Source organism: Candidatus Protochlamydia amoebophila UWE25, assembly GCF_000011565.2.
Classification (GTDB): domain Bacteria; phylum Chlamydiota; class Chlamydiia; order Chlamydiales; family Parachlamydiaceae; genus Protochlamydia; species Protochlamydia amoebophila.
Genome location: NC_005861.2, coordinates 102,140 through 125,644, shown reverse-complemented (window position 1 = coordinate 125,644; position 23,505 = coordinate 102,140). Strand labels below are relative to the sequence as shown.

The 23,505-nt window shown below is 34.6% G+C and carries 12 protein-coding genes; all 12 read left to right on the top strand.

Features of this window, described 5'->3' with window-relative positions; translation table 11 throughout:
• Positions 1-5: 5 nt before the first annotated feature.
• The 12 genes from PC_RS00330 (at position 6) to PC_RS00275 (ending at position 23,280) form a co-directional block, all read left to right on the top strand.
• On the top strand, positions 6-1,178 hold the full coding sequence (locus tag PC_RS00330; protein WP_011174617.1) for a rod shape-determining protein MreC: 1,173 nt from the start codon (positions 6-8) through the stop codon (positions 1,176-1,178).
• A 13-nt stretch (positions 1,179-1,191) separates the two neighbouring features.
• Entirely contained in the window at positions 1,192-2,100 is a 909-nt protein-coding gene (locus PC_RS00325; protein WP_011174616.1) for a glycosyltransferase family 2 protein, read from the top strand.
• Entirely contained in the window at positions 2,100-2,600 is a 501-nt protein-coding gene (locus tag PC_RS00320; protein ID WP_044044612.1) for a GyrI-like domain-containing protein, read from the top strand. Before PC_RS00325 ends, PC_RS00320 begins: the two co-directional genes overlap by 1 nt.
• Before the next feature lie 263 nt (positions 2,601-2,863).
• Positions 2,864-4,447, top strand: a complete 1,584-nt coding sequence (locus PC_RS00315; RefSeq protein WP_011174614.1) for a hypothetical protein — start codon at positions 2,864-2,866, stop codon at positions 4,445-4,447.
• Between the two features lie 1,001 nt (positions 4,448-5,448).
• Entirely contained in the window at positions 5,449-6,336 is an 888-nt protein-coding gene (locus tag PC_RS00310; protein WP_011174613.1) for a M48 family metalloprotease, read from the top strand.
• Positions 6,337-7,012: 676 nt separating this feature from the next.
• Positions 7,013-7,723, top strand: a complete 711-nt coding sequence (locus PC_RS00305) for a hypothetical protein (RefSeq protein WP_011174612.1) — start codon at positions 7,013-7,015, stop codon at positions 7,721-7,723.
• A gap of 321 nt (positions 7,724-8,044) precedes the next feature.
• Entirely contained in the window at positions 8,045-8,707 is a 663-nt protein-coding gene (locus PC_RS00300; RefSeq protein ID WP_011174611.1) for an SOS response-associated peptidase, read from the top strand.
• Positions 8,708-9,906: 1,199 nt separating this feature from the next.
• Positions 9,907-10,761, top strand: coding sequence for a M4 family metallopeptidase (locus PC_RS00295; protein ID WP_011174610.1), 855 nt, complete (start codon positions 9,907-9,909; stop codon positions 10,759-10,761).
• 895 nt (positions 10,762-11,656) lie between these two features.
• Positions 11,657-15,100: a CHAT domain-containing protein gene (locus PC_RS00290; RefSeq protein WP_011174609.1), complete on the top strand. Its 3,444-nt coding sequence runs from the start codon at positions 11,657-11,659 to the stop codon at positions 15,098-15,100.
• A 47-nt stretch (positions 15,101-15,147) separates the two neighbouring features.
• A complete protein-coding gene (locus PC_RS00285; RefSeq protein ID WP_011174608.1) occupies positions 15,148-18,189 on the top strand; it encodes a CHAT domain-containing protein in 3,042 nt (1,013 codons plus the stop codon).
• 274 nt (positions 18,190-18,463) lie between these two features.
• The gene (locus PC_RS00280) at positions 18,464-21,898 is read left to right on the top strand and encodes a CHAT domain-containing protein (RefSeq protein ID WP_011174607.1); all 3,435 of its coding nucleotides are present in this window, start codon (positions 18,464-18,466) and stop codon (positions 21,896-21,898) included.
• A gap of 32 nt (positions 21,899-21,930) precedes the next feature.
• On the top strand, positions 21,931-23,280 hold the full coding sequence (locus PC_RS00275) for a hypothetical protein (RefSeq protein WP_011174606.1): 1,350 nt from the start codon (positions 21,931-21,933) through the stop codon (positions 23,278-23,280).
• The last annotated feature ends 225 nt before the right edge of the window (positions 23,281-23,505 follow it).

Below are 23,505 nucleotides of genomic sequence, written 5' to 3'. Positions count from 1 at the left end.
ATTAAGTGAACAAAAAATTTGCCATTTCCTATCTTATTATCTTTATCGCTTTAATTTTTTCTCTAAGCCTTTCAAGACCGATTTCTGACAAGCTTAGAGGAGAGTCCGTCGCTCTCCTGGCTCCTTTGTGGAACAAATTACTTTATATTAAACATTTTATTTTACACCCATTTGAAGCTCCGCCTTCCAAAACAACTTTTACTCTCCAAGAAGAAAATCAAAAACTTGAACTTACAAATCAATTGTTGAATAATGATTTAAAAACTCTTTACGAACTATTAGATCAACAGCAGTCTTTACAATTTCAATTAAATAAATTAGCTACTGAATATCCTCAAGAGCTTCGAGCTTTACAAAAACAACAAGAACATACTAAACAACAATTTTTTACCAATCTTCAGTTACAAATCCAAACCAAGCCTGCTCGTGTTATATTTCGTTCTTTAGATACTTGGAACCAATCTTTGTGGATTAATGTTGGAGAATCTGATAATCCCCCAAATGATAAAATTATAGCTAAAAACAGCCCTGTGTTAGTAGGACAAACAATTGTTGGTGTCATCGATTATGTAGGAACTCACCAATCTCGCGTTCGATTAATTACAGACACAGGTCTAACCCCTTCTGTAAGAGCAGTTCGCGGTGGTGAACAAGAGCTATTCCTTGCTGAACAAATTGAATCTATTTTTATTCAATTACAACGAAAAAACACTAAAATTATTTCAAAAGAAGACTCGGATCAGATTGCTAAGTTTTTATCTCATTTAAAAACAGTTTTAAAAACTCATAAAAAGACTTGGTATCTTGCTAAAGGTCATTTACAAGGAATTAAACGACCAAATATACGAGGACAATCGTTTATTTTAAAAGGAACAGGATTTAACTATGATTTTGCTGACGAGGAGGGTAATGGAAGAGATTTAAGAACAGGTAAACCTTTGAATCAAGAAGGTACTGCTGTTCCCCTTTTAAAAATGTATGATCTTTTAGTCACAACAGGAATGGATGGAGTTTTTCCAGCAGGTTTGAAAGTAGCCACAATTAGTAAAATTCATTTACTTAAAGAGGGAGATTATTTTTATGAGATTGAAGCTATTCCTTTAAGTGTGGATTTAGAAAGTTTATCTTTAGTATTCGTCATCCCTCCCGTTGGATATATAAAAAACTTAGTTAATTAGGAACACTTGTTTTATGCAACCTTCTATAGGTATTGTTATTCCCACTTTTCAGGCCGCCAAACACCTTCCTCTCTGTTTAGGACCTCTCATCCAATCTCGCCTAAAACCACGCATTCTCATTATTGATTCTTCTTCCACAGATGAAACAATCTCTATTGCGCAAGCCATGGGTGTTGAAACACTTACTATTCCACAAACTGAGTTTAATCATGGATTAACGAGGGAAAAAGGCAGACAATTTCTCAATACAACCATAACAGTCATGATGACACAAGATGCCTATCCAACATCTGCAAGTATGTTAGAAAAATTAATTAGTCCTTTACTTCTCGGAGAAGCTTGTGTTTCTTACGCAAGGCAAATACCTCACCAGAGAGCAGGTTTTTTTGCCAGCTTTCCACGTCAATTCAATTACCCTTCAGAAGGTCATATCAGAAGCATTAAAGATGTAAAGAAATATGGAGTCTATACTTTTTTTTGTTCTAATTCTTGTGCCGCTTATTTAAACGCTGCCTTAGATGAAATTGGCGGTTTTTCACCTGTTTTATTCGGCGAAGACACAGTTGCGGTTGCACAACTCCTGCAAAGAAATCATCGAATTGCTTATGTTGCAGAAGCTGAAGTGCATCACTCGCATGACTATACACTTAAACAAGAATTTTACCGTCATTTTGATATTGGTTATGCCAGAACTTCTTACCAACATTTATTGGAAAAGGGGGGGAAAGATGCAAAACGAGGATTTCATTATTTAAAAGCCCTATTGAAGACTTTAAAACAAAAACAACCACACTTTATTCCTTATGCTCTTTTACAAACAGCAGTAAAGTTATTGGGATATCGTTGCGGCCAAGCATCTCTTTACGCCCCCCTATGGTTGAAGAAATCATTAAGCAGTCAAAAATACTATTGGAAAGAATAATGCAGACAATTTTAATCTCCAAACCTCAAATAAAACTAGTTGGAGTTAGTGTTAGAACTAGCTATAAACAAGAATTAGATAAAATGGAAAGCGCTATTTTTCCTTGTGTAAAACGCTATTTTCACGAAAAGCTTGCTGATAAAATTCTTCATAGAATAAAGCCGGGGACAACCTTTTACGTTTATACAGATTATGAAAGTGATTATAAAGGCTCTTATACCTATTTTATAGGAGAAGAAGTTCTCTTATTTGATGATCAACTATCTACAGAATTTCAAACACTACTCATTCCTATGCAGCAATATGCAAAATTTACAACGGCGCCAGCTCCCATGCCTGATGTGATTGTGAATGCATGGAATTATATCTGGAAAATGTCAGCCTCAGAGCTAGGCGGAGAGCGCCGATATAATGTAGATTTTGAAATTTATGATGAAAGAGCCACCGATCGTCAAAATATTGTTTTAGATATTTATGTGGGAATTAAACAGCTTACCTAATTTAAATATGAATACTTATTTATATAAGTGAATTAAAATTTCAAATAGATAAAAAATTAGAGGAAAACATTAAAGAATTTTTTATTCCTTTCACTTTTATTTTAATCTGAAGATATATAGCTATTCAATTGAAAAATGCTGGATTGCTAGCCTTAGTTAAAACAAGTTAAAATTTTTAAATTAAAAAATAATTTTTATTTTGCTGAAAATTACAAGATTTTCCTCATATATTTTTTTCAAATAAAATCAGTATCAAGGGCTATATGAATTTTACTTCTGCCGTTTTTCAAGATAGGCTACCAGTACAGTGGAGTACTCTATCTTCAAATATGAAAATTCTTGTTAAAGAGTTGGCAGAAACTGCAAAAGAAACTGTTAGCTTACCTTCGCTAAAAACTAAAAAAGCTTTTTTTAAAGCGATTCAAGAAAAGCAGCGCAATTTAAGAAATTCTTATCATAACAGCTTTTGGGGCCATGCTATTAAGCATTTGGAATGTTTTGAAGATTGGGAGTTTACATACCTAAATAACCCCTCCATTTATGTAGAATTCTTAAATAGTCAAAGAATTACCCATCAGGCCGCACGCACACAATTAAAAATATACGAAACTGCTCATAATATTGCTCAAATAATCCTGCAACATAGCAGTAGCTTTCAATGGAAAAAAACCTGCGCTTTACAACTGATGGTATGCGACATGTGGAATACGTTTGTTGCTTCATCTAGTTTCTGTACGGCTAGCCATTGTTTACCACCCATTGCTAAGTGGGCAGAAGATGAGATAGGTCATTGGGCACTTTTCAAGCATTCTATTAAAAAAGAGCGTGCTATTTCTATAAACGGACTAGAAGACTCTATTCCTATTGTTTCTTTTCCTTTATCTTATTCTTCTAAAGGAATATTAAGTTGGCTTGTATTAGCCCGTGAAACTGCTCACACTATTTTGGAAACAAATCCAAAAGCTAAAAAAATTTTATCAAATGCCATTAAGAAAGACATTTATCAAGCTTTGGAATATTACCCAGAGGATATAAAGAAAAATTGGGCTAACTACTGGGGTAACAGGTTTAGCGAGATCGGTGCTGATGTGATGGCTATTCTATATATGGGTCCGGCTGCTGCAATTGGCTTAATTGCATTTTTGAGATGTCATCGACCCGATCAGACTTTATCTAATAACATAGATTTAAATGATTCTCATCTGGCCGGTACTTTAAGAGGATTGCTGGTTGCTCATGCAGTCTCTTACCTAAATATCTCAGTGTTCGCAAAAACATGTTGGGTAGATTATTTACTTCATGAGGTAAAAAAGAATTTTGACAAAACAAATTGGGAGTTTGCGAATATTTGTGCTAGACAAGCAGCTAAAACAATCATGCATACTCCCATCATTGGCAATCTATCACTAAAAGATATCAAATGTTGGAGTAACGAAGATGAAAATCTTGTTGCTTACTATTTAGACGGCACAAGCTTAAGCAAAGAGTTTATTCATTATAAGGCTCCTCATATTATTGCTAGTGCTAATTTACATCTTCTTTTAAAAGTGCAGTTACATGTTTCAAATGATGGCCGAATTGGTCATATATTTAATCAAATGATTGACCATCTATACAAAAAAGGGCAAGCGCAAACAAAAAATCGAAATTGTTTAAGTTGTTCTATTACTCAAAGAGATATTTTTCCTTATTGTCCAGCACCGGCACAAGAAACAAGTCATTCCAATCCTATAGCGAAAGTTAAAAAAATCCAGGCTAAAAATGCAATAGATCCATTGATAGTTGTAGCAATAGTAGTCATATTTTTTGGAGTAATAATACTCACAGAAAATAGTAAAAAAGAGTAATAGCATAGCTGAGCAATAAATGGCTTGAGGCTCATCATGCAAAAATCAAGTTAGATTCAACCTTGCATGTAGTTAAAAAAGGTTACAGGCCGTCTCTGTTGACCTGCTCCAAAATTTAAAACATTGGGAGTAGGTCATCGCCCGCTAATTTTCTCCTTTAAAGCAAGGTCAACCTATCAAGTAAATTGGGTTTGATGCATTGAAGCAAGACCATTTTATCTAATTCGCATTTTTAATCATTTTTCAATATAGATTTTGATGTGCTAAAAAGGATTTTACTTATAAAAATGTTTAGTGACACTATTCAATCAAAGACACCTATCGCATCCTTTTTTCAAAATCAAAATTTAATCATCCTAAACAATAGGTTCTCATGCAATTGTTGGATGAAATAAATATAAAAGTTGGCAAAGAACTCTCGAGCAATGCCAATCGAATTGGAAAAACACAGAGTGTGGAAGAAAGCTGATGTAAAACGTTATCCTCTTGCCTGAATTGGCCCTCTGTCAATCAAAATCTGATTAAATTATAGGTTAAAAAAACAAATAGACACCTTTTTTAGATCTAATAGCTATTTTCTTTGGATAAGTGCTCTTATGCTAATTATAGCGCTTGAATGTCATGAATCAACGAATCTACCTGCTTTTGCCCTTATACTACTTAAGTCGTTCAGCCAATAAAACGATTCATTTCTGTGGTACAAATCAACCAACAAAAAAATTCTCTTTTACAGGTCACTTTTTGTCATTCATTATTGACTAAGTTATTCGTTAGAGTTTGACGCACGTGTCGATGCAATCCAGCATATGTTTATGAGCATTTAACAGCGAATATTTGTAAGGAAACTTTAAAAAAACTTTAGTATTCAAAAAAAATAATTAAAAACTTTAATTTATTATTAATAATATATATTAAAAAAAATTAAACAAACTTAATATTGATTTAAAATATATCATCTAATATAATTTATTGTATAGTTACATTAACAATAAGGAAATTATATGTTTGTTTTGCCATTTTTATCTAGTCCATGCGGCTATAGTCTACAAGCTTATAAAAGTACCTGTATTGAAATACCTATAATAGTAATAGACGGCCTTTTTAATCAGAAACGAGTTTATAGAGGGTCGCAAGAATATAATCAGCAAATTAAATCTTTCCCTGGATATAATATTAAAACTGAATTACAGCCATTTTTTGATCGAATAGGGATTAGACAGGATATTATCGTTATAGAAAGACTTAATCTAGGGTTCTGCGGAGCTCAAGGTACGAATTTTTTTACTAAAGGCGATGCTGTCATCTGGGTAGCTCCTAAATTTCACAAGGTAGATAAAGGTGCCTGCCATTGGGTAATGAAACATGAGGCCTGCCACATTAAAAATAACGATTGTTTCACTATGCCCTTGATACCTGCTATTTGCTCAATAGCTGCAGCCACATTTTCTGCTTTCATGATGCCTATCATTCCTGCATTATTAATAACTATGAGTGTAGGGTTTATTGCTCAAGCCATATTTTCTCAATATCGTGAAGGAAAAGCAGATGATTTAGCGATAACTGAAAGTTCTGTTGAAGAGTTGAAAGGCGGAAGAAGATTATTAATGAGTTTACAACAAACTAACTTGGAAAGCCGCACAACTATATGGAAAAAACTCGTCATCTCCTCTAGTGGTGAAAACAGATTTGATTTTTTGCATCCTTCAACTGCAAGTAGATTAAAAAAGATAGAACGTGCTTTACAACAGAAAGATGTGCAAATCGACGAAGGAGAAGAAGTAGAAAAAATTGTTAAATTAAAAAATCTAATGGTTGAAATTAATTTAAAAATAGAAAAGGAATTGAAAGAGTTAGGAACATTTGGATTAATGAAGGCAATGCAACAATAAAATTCATTATGTTTTCTCAACTAACGTCTTGTTCATCTTAAACTTTTCTCCCTTCCTCAGCAGGTAAGCTTTTACTTACGAGCTTATCTGTCCTATAACTAGTATTCTAAAAACATCGTATCAGCTAAATAGCAAGGAATTATAACATTTAATCAACAGACAGGTTTTCTGGTAAAATTAGAAACTGTTTAATAGATTAATAAACCACTTAGCCATATTTAAAAGGCCATTTTTAACAGAGTGACAGCAAAACATTCTATGATTAAACTAGCAATCGAATATAATGGTCAAAAAATTTACCCTATTTTTAACAGAAAAAATAGCCAGACAAATAGGTAAAATGCTTATTAATTTTATTGCTGCAAGAAAAAAACAGATCGGTTTTTGATATGTGAGAAGCAGTTAGGCTGGTTTATAAAAGCGATTTAACATCTCTCATTTCTTTTCTTTCTAGTTAAGTAAAGATTTAATTACAAAGCTGTAAAAGAGCTGCTGAATTTTGTAGCAACACTTTGATTTTATTCGTGTTAAGAATTAAGGTGATTATTTTTTGATCATGAGAACATAATGAAAGAAAAATTATCAAAAAATACCAGATAAACTGAAAATGAATCACTCATCTAAAATAGAATAGGTTTAATTTGTTTACAATTAACAATTTCAATTAAGGAGATTTATGATTCATTCACACATTCCTTCTCCCGAGCGATGCTATCATAGCAACCAAGATATTTCATGCAAAACAGGGCGACTTAATAAGTCTGTTTCAGCTCCTGCATTATTAGAAGCTAAAGTAAAAGCTGTCTGTAAAGATGCCTTTGCAGAATGGTTGCATATCCAAGATCCTGACATTCCAATTGAAGTATTAAATGAGCTTCCTACAGAAGAAATTGCCATTTGGCGAGTATTAGCTCCTCTGAACTCTCATAGCTTTTTTGATAAATGGCTTGATGATAAGATTAGTAATTTTTATTCCAACAAAATGGAACAAGAATTGAAAGTCATTTATCAAAAATTCAAAACGCAAAGCAATTTAAAACCAGCTACAATTGAGAGTATTGATCATTTAGCTAGGAATATTCTTAAACAATATAGTAAAATAATAGAAGTTCAAGCAACGGATGATGCTTTTTTAATGCGCTATTTTGCAAAAGAGTTAAAAATTCCTTCTGATTCCAAACTCATACGCTTAACAATTGAGCACGCTAAACCATCTATTTGCAAAATTATTAGCGAGCGACTTGGTTATCTATACAGCGACGCGCCAAGAGAATGTTTAAAAAAGATCCTTACCCATGATTATCCTGATCAAATTAATCAAGTTAGCTACTTGGTAAATATCTGGGGTAAAAACGGGCGAAAATTAGCTCCTATCTGGGACCAATAATTTCCATCTTACTAAGAGTTACCTTCTTATAGCCTCTTGACATATTAATCGCGACCAACTTGAGTCAATAATTTTAATCCATTGTATCAAAAAGTTTAGACTTTTTGCATACATGTTGAATTAGATAAAAATGCTGACTAGTTTATATTATTCCTCGGAAATATTTTTAGGATTCTTCTGCAACATTCAGGTGTAATAATTTAATCTTAATTTGAGTATTAGTCTTATCATTCATACATCTAGAAAGAGGAAAATTATAACTTTATAGCATCAAATCCAGAAATTTTTATAATATTAGGACTCATAAAATGAGGTTAAAACATGTGCGGGCGTTTTACATTGACTGCAGAGGCTATTAATCTATCCGAGCGTTTTGAAATCCCTTTGAAAGAATTCACATGGCTTCCTCGCTTTAATATAGCTCCTTCCCAATCATGCCTTACGATTTTCATAGAAAATCAACAAAGACAAATCGATTCAATGGTTTGGGGATTAATTCCCCACTGGAGCAAAGAAAAAAGATCTAATTATCAAATGATTAATGTGCGTTCTGAAACATTAAAAAGTAAACCCTCTTTCCAAAATTTATTTAAAACTAGGCGTTGCTTAATCCCTGCGGATGGTTTTTTCGAATGGAAAGCCACGAGATCAGGAAAAATTCCATTTCGAATCACGTTAAAAAATGGTGATTTATTTGCTTTTGCTGGAATATGGGACATTTGGAAGGATAAAAATGGAGAAGAAATCAAAAGCTTTGCAATTCTCACCACAGCTTCCAATTCAGTGGTGAATCCTATACATAATCGCATGCCTGTTATTCTACAAAAAACAGATGAAGCTATGTGGTTAAATTCTTCTAATCAAATTGCTCTCGAGCAAATTCTGCAGAAAACTTATCCATCGAATGAAATTATTTCGTATGAAGTTTCAAATATTGTAAATTTTTGGAAAAATGACTATCCAATTTGTATTCAGCCTATTTGATTCACGCCTGCATAAATATAATAATAAAGCAATTGTAAAATAAATTATTGTTTGCAGAAGCCCAAGCAATTTGCAGATATATTTGAAAAAGACTCTCTCAGCTCGAATCACTTTTGCTTTTACAAAAGTTTTAGTAACCTTTTGTTTATTCCTAACTTTACGCGAATAAGAGGAAAATTGTGTCAAATAAAGGGTGACGAATAAGCACCGTTATGTGGGATTTAGCAAAGTCTCAAAGATGAGGTTCATATCCGCACAATTAAGTTTTCATGAAATTAAATTTGATAAATAGGCAGCACTAAACTTTTATGACTTTTTCCAATATGCGCTCTAAGAATCCTTATTGCTGTAATAATCACAAGTAACGTAATCGTTCTCATCTTTCGTTAATGCATGTGTAATTAATTGTACAAGTAAAAAAAATCTTTGTTCATAAGCAAATTGACGTTCAACTTTTGAAATAATGGAAGATACTTTTTTTCTGACCATCTATACTCCAGTGTCCTCGATTAAATAGAGGTTATTGATCTAAATTAGAGATGTATACGAAATTTGACAAAAGCCTATCAAAATGTCTATGTGTTCAAAAGGCCTTTGTATCTTTTTCACAAGGAATGTGCCGAAAACATTGTGTTACCCTATCAATTCATTGGATCTCAAAAAGTAGCGATCCCAACGCATTTTTTAAAGTTTTGACACTAGAAGATTGACAAGGAAGACAAGAAGTTAAAGTCTCTAATTTTAACTAATCAACCCATTTGTTCCCTTCAATCAATTTAAAAGTGCCCCTGAAAAAAAGAAAGTTGGGATGAATTAAATTTTTCAAATTCAATTTATTTTTCAAAAACTCTTTGTAAATTATTTTAAGAAATTTTAATACTATGCAATAGGTACCATTAGTACTCTGTTATTCCATTTTGTTGAGCAAGTGATTAGTCCCAATAGTGTAGCAATGCTCAATCCATCTTTTAAGATTATCACGATAAAGAACTAACAAGAAAAAATAAAAGTTTATGTTTCAACTAACGGTATTTTATTGAATACATCTTTAAATTTTTAGAGTGACAGTTTAAAAAAATGGCATTTCCTCAAATTTAAGCTACGATGAATATATAAATTTTTAAGTTTACTTGGTCGTTGCTAAAAGGAACCAATAAGTTTATTTTCTATTCAATAAATCAAAGAACCAAGGAATAAAAATGGGTGCAAATTTGTCAGAAACTTATAATAATTTCTCACCTTATCAAGCAACCCTGGTTCTTTCATATTCTGAACAGGAATTTTTGCAAAAAAATGATCAAATTTTTGCTTGCAGAACCCCACAGGAAACAAAACTTTGTAGAAAAATTCAACAAACAGTAGAAATAGTAAAAAAATTTTATTGGGATACTTTTAAACTAGTCGATATAGACGAAGAAAGAATAATTCCGCCATTATTTATTTATTATCCCAAAAAAAATGCCTATTATGCTTCAAAGCTGAAGCATTTCGCTTTTAATAACGAATTTGCTTCTCAGCCAGATATTGTGTGTCATGAAATGACGCACGCTGTGATTAAACATAATAATCCACTTGACCATAAAGGAGAATCGGGAGCATTAGATGAAGCAATTGCAGATGTCGTTACTATAGAATTTAAACAAAAGGTAGGTTTAATTGATAATTTGTGGAAAATTAGTCATCTTTGTGACCTAAGCACAGAACCTGAGCCATTTAAACCTGCAAGTACGTATACTCACGAAAATGATTACGGCCATGTGCATCAAAATAGCTGGATTATCAGTCATACATTTTATCTAGCTTCAAAACAACTGAGCCATAATTCAATAGATTGTAATGAACTCTTTAAAATTTGGTTTAAGTCGATGTTAGATCTTGAAGATAAATCATTTAGGGGGTTTAGAGATATGACAATCAAAGTTGCTAGAAAAAAAATTTTTCATCGTCGTGAATTTGTTAAAGAGGCAATTATAGATGCTTGGGACCAAACCTCCCTTCTTTTCCCAAAGGAAAGATCAAATTTCCCCAGTTTAAATTATCCTGGTAAGATTTGAGAAAAATTGACCTTGAGCTGATTAAAAAAATGCCAAATCTAAGAAAATTACTAATCTAAGTTGGGAACTTGCCTTCAGTAAACAATAAATGATGCCATTTATTATAACCCAATTTTAGTGATAGCATTTTCAGCCCCCATATTTACTAACCGTTTATATCTTCTAATTATAGTTAATTTTTATGTCTCTTTTGCTTCATGATAACATGTTCAGGAACACCAACCATCGCAAAGCAACAGCGGTCGGCAAATCCAACTCTTAACCTATTTCCTGAAAATAGTTCTCTTCTGTCAACCAAAGCAACAGATTGAGAAGTCAAACTTTATTGATTAATTAGAAGAATCTATCCAATTTTATAATGCCCCTATAAACAAATTTGATAATTGCTCTGCCAAATTGTTCATTCAAACAGCTTTCTAACATACACACAGAATACTTCTAACCAGGTAAGTCATTAAATAATGATTCAATCCCTAAAAAACTGTTCATTTAGGAATAAAATTTAATAAAAAGTTTAAACTTATATAGATAAAACTATATTTCTAACTGCCATCTGTTACTTAGATAAAAGCGGTCAAACAAGTTGTTGCTGAATATATTTATCAATTTATCAGATGTTATAAGATAAAAAAAATGAGAGAGATTTAAAGCAAAAGTTAAAGCCGAAATACTTGCAATAGCCTTGATTTTTGGCACAGACTAAAAGAATAGCAAATTTTTTTTAACACGATTGGCTATAACGTAGCCTTAACAAAAAATGTTTCAAACTTTGTGAAAGTAATTATTTATAAGAAAATAACACCTAGTAACATATGCTAATCCATTTCTAGCTTGACTATTTCTCTTCATAATATAAAAATATTTTTAAAATTTTATTTACTTAATGAGTTGAGCTATGAATCCAGAATCTGTTAAAGGCAGTACTCCCTACTACCCTCTTTATCCTCAAATTCCACCCACACTATCCCCATTAAATCAAGTAAAAGATTTAGTTGAGGCGTATAAAACAAAATCTAAGACAGAAGAGAATATACTCGTCAGTGCCAAATCGCTCCTCGAAGAGATCAATCAATTAGAAGATATAGGTGTTCAACGTGAATGTTTATGTCGCCTGCTAAAATTAGAGATAAAAGAAGTACAAAATTTGATAAAACGAGGACTAGCGCTTCTTTTTAATTTTAAAACATTGACCTACGATATTCAGCATGATCAAGCTCAACAGTTAATCGAACTTGAAGCAATCGTCAGTGAAATCATGGAAGTAAAGTTAACATCTAATGAACTTAATTTGATCATTCCTATCTGCTCGATCTATCAAAATATCCTAGAGCATCTGTGGTTGCTTCCCCATCTCGAATTTGGCAATCACTGCGCTAACCTCCTTATTCAAAACAAAAACGCCATTCTAAGCAAAATGGAGCGATGGAAGGGTAGCCTTGACCAATTGGTTAGCGATGAAAAAATTGAACCGTTTATCCCAAAAAACCTAGAAAAGTCTGTTTTAAGGCTTTTCGAACCGTTACCTGAAGCATTCGCAAAAGAAATTAAGGAACAAAAATTTGCCATTCATAAAAGTGGAGAAATATCTTTAGCAATTTTAGAAATCATATCAGAATTTTACGGGAACCAGCGTGATTTTCCTCTCGCTATTTTCTATGCAGAAGTTTTTTTAAACTTTTTAATACAGGAACTTCCGAAAATATCCCAAAAAGAAGGGTTTCTTGTTAAAATCATGCAGACTCAGGGAAGACTTGCAGACTGGTATCATTCCCATAGGCAGTATCCAATGGCATTTGATCATAGTAAAAGGGTATTAGAAATAGCGCTTGAGTTGGATAATTATAATGCGATAATTATCTCTTTAAAAAAGATAGGTTATCTTTACGTAGCGCAAGGACAACATGATCTCGCGCTCTCTTTTTATCAAGGAGCTCTGTCTATAGTGCAAGCGCTACAAGACCCTGAAAATGAAAGGATGTTTTTTGATAGCTTGGCAGAAGTTTATCTTACTATCCATAATAATACAGAGGCGATTCGATGCTATCAAACTGCACTAGAATTAGCAGAAGAAAAAACTGAACAAGCTTTAATCTACTCTAAAATTGGTGGAGCCCATGCTAGGGTCAAACAGTACAAAGAAGCTGAAGAAGCTTATGAAAAAGCGCTTGAAATTCTTCCTCAAGGTAACAACCCTATTATCGCAATAAGAGTTCATCAAAACTTAGCCATATTTTTTAATAATTTTGCCCGATATGGAAAAGCTATTTACCATGTAAAAAAAATTTTAAAGCTAATCCAACATCCGTTAGTTCAATCAGTTCAAGTAGATGAATTACAAGCACAAGAAAGTAAATTTTCCGCGTTAATAACTCTTGGAAACATTTACGGTACGATGAGAGATCATACGAGACAAATCGATTATTGTACGCAAGCTGTTAAGTTCGCTGAAGAAATAGATGTTCATTTAAACAACTTGGGAATAGCATATGCCAATCTCGGCAGTGCCTATTGCGATGAGGGAAATTATTTTGAGAGCATGAAATATTATAACAAAGCATCAAAAATCTTAAAAGGTGACTCTAATCGAGCCGAATTTTTAGAAAATATTGGGCAGATACTTTTTTTCTCCGGTAAGTTTCCTGAAGCAATTAAATATTATAAAGAAGCCAATAAGATTGGTAATCAATTTACGAAAAAAAACAGCCTCCTTGTCCTAGGTATATGTTATAGTTTTCTGGGAAACAAAGAGCAGGCGATTCAATGCATTGAAAAATTTATTTGCTTATCTCAAGCCTCGGAAGATCGTCTTAGCGAAGCGTTAGGCTTTCATAATTTAGGGACAGTATATAAAAATTCTGATCTTGAGCTAGCAGAAGAGAATTATCGTAAAAGCATTTCCATTTCTGCCGCATTACATCAAGAACTTAAAAATCATCACCAGTGGCAGATCACTTTTTTTGAAGGGCAAGCAAAGACATTCTTAAGCCTCGAGAGACTTCTCCTAAAACAGGGTAAAACTGAGGAAGCCTTGCAAATCACAGATTTTAGACGTTCGCGTGTTTTAGTTTCCGCTCTGACAGAAAAATTCCAATTCCAGAAAAATAACTCTTTTTTTTCTTCTGGACTCACATCTCAAAACATGCAAGCCCTTGCTTACAAGATGAACACTTGCTTTATCGTTTACTCTTTTGCTTCCAAAGATATGGACAGCATCACTATTTGGGTTATTCCTCCTCAGGGTGAAATAACTTGCCAGCAACTGCCCTTAGGAATTTTGAAAGAAGAGTTTGAAGAAGCGACTTACGTTTTTCAAACGTTTCCTTTTATCATTGAGCCAACAGTTGCTAAAAGAAGACCTTTTCTGCGTCCGAAGAAAACGCGTAGCTCCACTACACATGCTTTTCTAGATGAGCTAACCCGAGGAGATCCCGATGAGAGTGCAAACTCTACTGTTTTGCAATCTTTTAAAGAACGCCTTTCTCTTTGGTATGAAGCCCTCATTGCGCCAATTGAATCTTATCTTCCTAAAGACCCTCAACAAGTCGTCACCATTATTCCCGATGGTTTTCTCTTTCAAACTCCCTTCGCTGCCTTCTTAGATAAAGAAGGAAAATATTTCATAGAAAAACATCCCATTTCCATTGTTCCTTCGATTGGAATACTAACTTTATTAGATGAAATTCCTAAAAAATTCTCAAAAAATTCTCTCGTCATTGGAAATCCCACAACACTCTATTCAAAAGACTCTTTACCATTTGCAGAAAAAGAAGCGCAAAAACTTGTCTCTCCTCTCCTTAAAACAGCTCCAGAAAGAATTCTTTTACAAGACAGCGCTACTGTTCAACACATTGTAGAGGGAATGCGGGATGCGCGCTGGATTCATTTTGCTTGCCATGGATCGACAAGTGCAAAGCCTGATGGAAAGCTTGATCCTCATTCCGTTTTCGAAGGTCTTTTCAAGCTTGCTCCCGACGAAAAGCATCCTCAAGGGTATCTCCATGCGCAAGAAATTGCGGCTCTTATTCTTCATTCGGACTTGGTTTTCATGAGTACATGTTTTTCTGGCAGAGGCAAGCTTCACGGGGAAGGAAGCGTTGGTCCCGTTTGGTCCTTTCTTGCCGCAGGCGCTTTGTCAACAGTCGCAACTTATTGGCGACTACCGGACAGCGATCTAACCCTTCAGATGGTTGACACATTTTATCGCCACCTTTTAGGCATAGAAGTGGAAAAACTCAATAAGGCCCAAGCTTTGCAAAAAGCCATGCTATTGGCCATTGAGCAAAAGCGAGAAAAACCTCATCTATGGGGAGCTTTTTTCTTATCGGGACTACATGAATAAATAAGAGAAAAGAATTTTTAAAATTTTATTTATCTAAGGATTGAGCTATGCACGTAGAGTCAGTTAAATTTAGCACTCCCTATTATCTTCACTATCCTCATTTGTCCACGATACCCGTATTAGATCATGTAAAGGGCTTAATTGAGGCGTATAAAACAAAATCCAATCTAGCAGAGGATATATTCGTTAATGCCAAATTGCTTCTTAAAAAAGTAATTCAATTGGAAGATATTGGTGTCAAGCGTGAATGTTTCTGTCGCTTGTTAAAATTAGGGATTGAAGAAGTACAAAATTTGATAGAACAAGAACTAGCACCTCTTTTGAATCTTGAAACAATTCTCTATGACATTCAGCATAATCAAGCTCAGCAATTAATTGAACTTGAAGAGATCGTCAGTGAAACGATTGAAGCTAAGCTAACTTCAAGTCAACTTAATTTTTTGGTTCCTGTCTGCGAAATTTATCAAAGCATCTTAGAACACCTGTGGTTGCTCCCCTATTTTGAATTTGGTAATTGCTGTTCTCACTTACTTATCCAGAATAAAGAAGTTATTTTAGGCCATATGGATCGCTGGAAGGGTAGCCTTGATCAATTGGCTGGTGAGGAAAAAATCGAACCGTCTATCCCCGAAAATTTAGAAAAGGCTATTCTACGAATTTTTGAGCCATTACCTGCAGCTATCGCAAAAGAAATCGATATGCAAAAATCTGTTATTAAAAAAAGCGAGGGAATACCTTTAACACTTTTAGAAATCATAGCAGACGTTTATCTTTCCATTGATGATAATGACGAGGCAATTTCATGTTATCAAACTGCATTGAATTTGACAGAAGATCAGTCCGCACAAGCCTGGATTTATATGGGAATTGGTCGTGCTCATGCCAACGCCCAACAACATCAGCTAGCCGAAGAGGACTATAAAAAAGCTCTTTCTTTTTGCCCACAAGTCGACGTTCTTCTTGCAATCAAAATTCATGGAAATTTAGCCGCCTTATTTAATAATTTTGGTCCATATGAAAAAGCTATTTTTCATGCTAAAGAAGCTTTAGAGCTAACAAAACATCCGTCAGTTCAAAAAAATGAATTAGATGCATTTGATAGCAAATTTGGCGTGGCAGTTCTACTTGGAAACATCTACGGTACGTTTAGAGACTATGACAGAGAAATCGATTATCAAACGCAAGCCTTAAAAATGGCTAAAAAATCAGATTTATTTTCAAATTCCTTGGGAACAGCATATAGCAACCTTGGCCGTGCCTATTGCCATAAGAAAAATTTTCCTAAAGGCATAAAATGTTATAACAAAGCATTAAAATTAACAGAAGAATCTCTTGCACAAGCTAATATTTTATTGAGTTTGGGAAATGCTTCTTTTAATTCTGGTGAATTTGAGGAAGCAATCAGAAATTATAAAAAAGTGGATAAGATTGGTAATCAAGATACAAAAAAAGCCAGCTTCCTAGGCCTAGGTCTATGCTATCAAGCGTTAGAAAACGAAGACCAGGCAATTCAATGCATTGAAAAATCTATTTGTTTATCTAAAAAGACAAAAGATCGCCGCAGCGAAGCAATAGGTTATCATAATTTAGGGATAGTATATAAAGAGTCTAATCCTGGGCTAGCAGAGGAAAAGTATCGCAGAAGTATCGCCATTTATACTTTATTACATCAAGAGCTTAAAAATCACCACCAGTGGCAGATTACCTTTTTTGAAGAGCAAGCGCTGCCTCTTTTAAATCTTGAAAGTCTTCTCTTAAAACAAGGGAAAACTGAGGAAGCCTTGCAAATCACAGACTTTAGACGCTCGCGTGCTTTAGTTTCTGCTCTTACATTAAAATTTCAAAAGGACGACGCATTGTCTTCTTTCGGACTCACAGCCCAGGAAATGCAAGCCCTTGCCCAAAAACTGAACACTTGCTTTATTATTTATTCGTTCCCTTTCGAAAGCACGGACAGCATCACTGTTTGGGTTGTACCTCCGCAGGGTGAAATAATCTGCCAGCAGCTGCCTCTTGGAATTTTGGCAGAAGAGGTTGAAGAAGCACCTTACATTTTCAAAACATTCCCTCCTATTTTTGAGCCAACAGTTGCTAAAAGAAGGCCTTTTCTTCCACCAAAAAAAACTCGCAGCCTCACTACTCATTCTCTTCTAGAGAATTTAACCCGGGGAAAATCGGGTGATCAATCGAATGCCACAGACTTACAACAAACTTTTAAAGAACGCCTTGCCCTTTGCTATGAAACACTTATTGCTCCACTTGAATCTTATTTCCCCAAAGATCCTCAACAAGTCATCACCATTATTCCCGATGGTTTTCTCGCTCAAATTCCCTTCGCTGCTTTTTTAGATAAAGAGGGAACCTATTTGATAGAAAAACATCCGATTTCCATTGTCCCTTCCGTTGGAATACTCAAATTATTGGACAAAATTCCTAAAGATTTCCCAAAAAACTCCCTCGTGATTGGCAATCCCAAAACACCTTATCCAAAAGACACAATACCATTTGCGGAAAAAGAAGCTCAAGCTATTGTCTCTCCCCTACTTAAAACATTCCCGGAAAAAATTCTCTTACAAGAAAAGGCCACAGTTCAGAGCGTTTTAGAAGGGATGCGAGATGCACGCTGGATTCATCTTGCCTGTCACGGATTGACAGGCACAAAGCCAGAAGAAAAGCTCGATCCCCATTCCGTTTTTGAAGGGCTTTTTAAGCTTGCTCCTGACGAAAGCCATTCTAGAGGCTATCTACATGCGCAAGAAATTGCGTCGCTGACCCTTCGTACAGAGCTAGTTTTTATGAGTACTTGCTTTTCTGGCAGAGGCAAGCTTCACGGAGAAGGAAGCGTCGGTCCCGTTTGGTCCTTTCTCGCAGCTGGAGCGTTGTCAACGGTCGCGACTTATTGTGAACTACAAGATAGTGATCTGACGCTTCAAATGGTCGACACGTTTTATCGCCATCTTTTAGGAATAGGAGTGGAAAAGCTAAACAAAGCCCAAGCTTTGCAAAAAGCCCTGAAAATGGCCATTGAGCAAAAACGGGAAAAACCTCATCTATGGGGAGCTTTTTTCTTATCGGGACTACATGAATAAAGATTTAGGAATTGTTAATTAATTTATATTTAGTTTATTTATTTTAATAATTTTAGATCCAATCATATTATTTTAGTTTGACTATTTACATGATTTTTTAAAATTATCTATATATTTTCATAAAACATGGAATTAAAAATATTATTAAATTTTTAATTATCAGGTAATTTTAATTAGTTAATAATATGAAAATTAACTTGTTTTTAATATTTATATTATTTAAGATTATAATTCGAAAATATTTTAACAATTTATTTATATAATTAGATAATTTATGAATATAGAATCAGTTAAATTCAGCACTCCTTACTATTCTCCTTTTTTCCAAAATTCGCAAATATCTATATTAGATCAAGTAAAAGTTTTAATTGAGGTCTATAAAACAAAATCTAGGACAGAAGAGAACATAATTACAAGTGCCAAATTGCTCTTCGAAGAAATCAATCGATTAGAAGATATTGGTATCAAGCGTGAATGCTTATGCCGACTGCTAAAATTGGAGATGGAAGAGGTTCAAAATTTGATAATCGAGGAAGTAGCAGATCTTTTTTTTATTACAACATTGTCCTATGATATTCAGCATAATCAAATTCAACAGTTAATCGATTTTGAAGAAATCCTTAGTGAAATTATGGAAGGAAAGTTAAAATCAAATGAACTTAATTTTATAATTCCTATCTGTGTGCTATATCAAAACATTCTAGAGCACTTATGGTTGCTTCCCCACCTCGAATTTAACAATTACTACTCTCACCTACTTAATCAAAATAAAGACGCCATTCTAAAGAATATGGAGCGCTGGAAAAACAGCCTTTATCAATTGGCTAGCGAGGAGAAAATTAATCGTTTTATTCCAAAAAATTTAGAAATGGCTGTTCTAAGGCTTTTTGAACCTTTACCTAAAGCTGTTGCAAAAGAGATTGAGAAACAAAAATCTAACATTCATAAAAGCGGAGAAATATCTTTAACACTTTTAGAAATCCTAGCAGATTACTATGGGAATCAACTGGATTTTAATCGCGCTATACCCTATGCAAAAATCTTTTTAAAACTTCTAATACAGAAACTTCCGAAAATATTCCATAAAGAAGAATGGATACTTGTTAAAAGTATACAAATTCATACAAATCTTGCAAATTGGAATCGACATCTTAGGCAGTATCCGATGGCTATTTATCATAGTGAAAAAGCATTAGAAATAGCCCACGAGTTATGCCATCCTTATGTAATAATTATTTCTTTAAAAGGCATAGGACTCACTTACGCAGCACAGGAACAAAGCGAGCTTGCACTTCCTTTTTTTCAGAAAGCTCAAGTTATAGCGCAAACGCTACAAGATTCTGAAGATAAAAGCCAAATTCTTAATGGTCTTGCATACGCTTACCTCTTTATTAATAAAAATGATGAGGCAATTTCATGTTTTCAAACTGCATCGAATTTGATAGATAAGAAATCCGAACAAGCCTGGATTTACTCGGGGATTGGTCATGCTCATGCTAAAGACCAACGCTATCAGCTGGCTAAAGAGACCTATCAAAAGGCACTTGAATTACTTGCACCAGATGACTTTGTTCTCGCAATAAAAATTCATGAAAGCTTAGCCATATTATTTAATCATTTTGGCCAATATGGAAAAGCTATTTCCCAGCTGGAAAAAGTCTTAGAGTTAATACAGCATCCGCCAATTCAAGTAAATGAATTAGATGCCATTGATAGTAAACTAAGAGCGTTAACAATTCTTGGAAAAATCTATAGCTCGATTGGAGATTATGCAAGAGAACTTGATTACAAAAGACAAGCTGTAAAAGTCATTGAAAAATCAATTTTATTCTCAACGTCTTTAGGAACAGCATATAACAATCTCGGCAATGCGTATAACCATGTGAAAAATTATTCTGAGAGCATAAAATACTACATCAAAGCACTGAAAATAACAGAATATGGCCCTAATCAAGCTAAATTTTTAGTGAATTTAGGACATGCTTTTAATTTTTACGGTAAGTTCGCTGAAGCGATTATATGTTATAAAAAAGCGAATAAGATTGATGACCCAGATATAAAAAAACACGGCCTCGTTGGTCTAGGTCTATGCTATGATGCCATGGGAAACACAAAAAAAGCAATTCAATGCATTGAAAAATCTATTTGTTTATCTCAAGAATCAGAAGATCGCCGCAGTGAAGCGGTAGGCTATCACTACTTAGGAGAAATATATAGAAAGTCAGACCCTAAGCTAGCAGAAGAGAATTATCGCAAAAGCATCGCCATTTCTGCCGCATTACATCAAGAGCTTAAAAATTATAACCAGTGGCAGATTACCTTTTTTGAAAAGCAAGCATTACCGCTATTAAGACTGGAGAGATTTCTCCTACAACAGAGCAAAATCGAGGAAGCTCTGCAGGTTACAGATTTTAGACGTTCCCGTGCCTTAGTCTCTGCTCTGACAGAAAAATTTAAATCCCAAAAGGATGACTCTTTAATCTCTTCTGGACTCACAGCTAAAGAAACGCAAGCTCTAGCCCAAAAGCTGAACACTTGCTTGATCGTTTATTCTCTTTCTCCTGAAGACATGAACAATATCACTGCTTGGGTTATTCCTTCTCAAGGAGAAATAATCTGCCAACAACTATCTCTTGGCAATTTAACAGAAGAGGTCAATGAAGCAACGCAGGTTTTCAAAACGTTCCCTTTTATTGTTGAGCCAACAGTTGCTAAAAGAAGACCTTTTCTGCGTCCGAAAAAAACTCGTAGTTCCGTTACGTATGCTTTTCTAGATGAGCTAACCCGAGGAGATCCCGATGAGAGTGCAAACTCTGCTGTTTTACAATCTTTTAAAGAGCGCCTTTCTCTTTGGTATGAAGCTCTCATTGCTCCACTTGAATCCTATCTTCCCAAAGACCCCCAACAAGTCGTGACTATTATTCCCGATGGATTTCTCGCTCAAATTCCCTTCGCTGCTTTTTTAGATAAAGAGGGAACCTATTTGATAGAAAAGCATCCCATTTCCATTGCTCCTTCCATGGGAATACTTAAATTATTGGATGAAATTCCTAAAGCTTTTTCAGAAAATTCTCTCGTGATTGGCAATCCCACAACATCTCCTCAGTCAAATGACACGTTACCATTTGCGGAAAAAGAGGCTCAAACCATTGTCGCTCCCCTGCTTAAAACAATTCCAGAAAGAACTCTCTTACAAGACAGCGCCACAGCCCAGCGTGTTTTAGAGGGAATGCGGGATGCGCGCTGGATTCATCTTGCCTGTCATGGCTCGACAGGGACAAAACTAGAAGAAAAGCTTGATCTTCATTCCGTTTTTGAAGGGCTTTTCAAGCTTGCTCCCGAAAAAGAGAATCCTAATGGCTATCTCCATGCGCAAGAGATTGCAGCGCTTAGACTGCGTACAGAGTTAGTTTTTATGAGTGCTTGTTTCTCTGGCAGAGGCAAGCTTCACAGGGAAGGAAGCGTTGGTCCCGTTTGGTCCTTCCTTGCCGCAGGCGCTTTGTCAACAATCGCAACTTATTGGCGACTGCCAGATAGTGACCTAACCCTTCAGATGGTTGACACATTTTATCGCCATCTTTTAGGCATAGAAGTGGAAAAACTCAATAAGGCCCAAGCCTTGCAAAAAGCCATGCTAGTGGCAATTGAGCAAAAACGAGAAAAGCCTCATTTATGGGGAGCTTTTTTCTTATCGGGACTACATGAATAAACAATTAGAAATTATTAACTAAAGAGGTTTTTATGATAGGTAATACTAATTTTCAAAGCGTAACAGATCTTCAAAGCATAACAGAAGGAGCCTATAGAATTTACGGCTGTCTGACAGATGGACAGTTTAACTATAAGAAGGCAATACAAGAGTCAAATAATCTTTATCAAGAAGGGGTCCAATTAGCCATTGCTGAAGTGAATACAAAGCCAATTATTGAAGAGATTGTCTCCCCGGTTGTCTGTACATTAAATGACATCGTTTCTTTGGGATCTACTCAACATCTAGTCTCTTTTCATCAATCCCTGAGCAAGACTTATCGTATTTTTATAGAGCTCACTTGGTATCGGTGTTGGTGTCAGGGTTCTTTGCCGACCTTAAACGAAACTCGAGACACAATCATGGAAAATTCTAAAAGGATTCTCTCTGTTTTGCCAAAAAAGGAAATTGGCGCACGATTTGAATACCGCTGTGCGGAGCAAGCAGCAAAATGTTTAGTCCCTGTTAAAAGTATTTGGAAAAAATTTTGTAACCATCTTCTTAATATTGGAGAATCGGCTGAAGGGGTCTCTTTCTTTGGAGTTATAAAAGGTTTTCAAGAGCTTAATAAAGATGTCAAAAAAGATTGGCTTCAAGCATGGTATCCCTATATTCATGAACTACGATGGCTTTCTGCAAATATTAAAACTCAAGAAGACTTTGAAAATATTATTGAAACAAAACTTGAAGAGTTTCAGGAAAAGGGAAAGAAATACACTGTCTGCTTAGCCCTCATTTTCGTAGATTTAATCAAAAATCCTGAAGTGACCGAAAATGTCCGAAAATTAGCCGCCAAAGGTCTTGCTGATCTTTTTCTTCTTAAAGACCAGGATAGATTATCAACTCTTACAGAATTCGCTTTAGAAAAATTTCCGCAGGTTAAGCTCTTTCAGAAAACTGTCAAAAATGAAGATCGCTATTGGAAAACACGTTCTTTGATTATGCAAAGCCTAGAGGAATTATCTAAAGACGATGCTCATAAGGATTATATTCAAGATACTTTAAAAAGTTTAGTTAAAGTTCAAAATGAATCTATCCATATCGAAGAAAAAAATGAAATTCAAAAAAGCCTCAAAATATTAAAAGAAGACCATGAAGAATTCCAAAAAGCGATTGAAGAAGACTTAGCAATACTAGCAGCTAAAAAAGGAAAAAAACAGCGGGGTGAAGGCGATATTGAAAAATTAGAAGCAAAGCTTGAAAATGACCTGGAGGAAAAAGGAAACGTAGAGCGCGATCTTGAAGCCATGCATTTAGTTGAAAAGGCATTAGAAGAACTTCATGAAGAAGAACAAGAATATGAAAATCGCCTTGCAGTAATTTGGAATTCATATAACCAATAATCAAAGAAGATTTACTTGAAATCTTGCCTTTTGTTTCGAGGAAATAGCTAAAGTAGTTATTTCTGAGAAGCAAAAGGAACGAAAGAGCTTTAAAAAGCAATTTCATTAAACTCTGATCGTATGCTTATGTGCCACATTTAGCAATCATCTATTCATCAAATTTGATGATTAATTTACCAAGTTATTTATCTAATCTTCTTTAAAACCAGTAACAATGATGTAACT

Bases quoted from the DNA above. Each gene is read 5' to 3' on its own strand.
- PC_RS00325 (WP_011174616.1), top strand. From the start codon at position 1,192: ATGCAACCTTCTATAGGTATTGTTATTCCCACTTTTCAGGCCGCCAAA.
- PC_RS00320 (WP_044044612.1), top strand. From the start codon at position 2,100: ATGCAGACAATTTTAATCTCCAAACCTCAAATAAAACTAGTTGGAGTT.
- PC_RS00315 (WP_011174614.1), top strand. From the start codon at position 2,864: ATGAATTTTACTTCTGCCGTTTTTCAAGATAGGCTACCAGTACAGTGG.
- PC_RS00310 (WP_011174613.1), top strand. From the start codon at position 5,449: ATGTTTGTTTTGCCATTTTTATCTAGTCCATGCGGCTATAGTCTACAA.
- PC_RS00305 (WP_011174612.1), top strand. From the start codon at position 7,013: ATGATTCATTCACACATTCCTTCTCCCGAGCGATGCTATCATAGCAAC.
- PC_RS00300 (WP_011174611.1), top strand. From the start codon at position 8,045: ATGTGCGGGCGTTTTACATTGACTGCAGAGGCTATTAATCTATCCGAG.
- PC_RS00295 (WP_011174610.1), top strand. From the start codon at position 9,907: ATGGGTGCAAATTTGTCAGAAACTTATAATAATTTCTCACCTTATCAA.
- PC_RS00290 (WP_011174609.1), top strand. From the start codon at position 11,657: ATGAATCCAGAATCTGTTAAAGGCAGTACTCCCTACTACCCTCTTTAT.
- PC_RS00285 (WP_011174608.1), top strand. From the start codon at position 15,148: ATGCACGTAGAGTCAGTTAAATTTAGCACTCCCTATTATCTTCACTAT.
- PC_RS00280 (WP_011174607.1), top strand. From the start codon at position 18,464: ATGAATATAGAATCAGTTAAATTCAGCACTCCTTACTATTCTCCTTTT.
- PC_RS00275 (WP_011174606.1), top strand. From the start codon at position 21,931: ATGATAGGTAATACTAATTTTCAAAGCGTAACAGATCTTCAAAGCATA.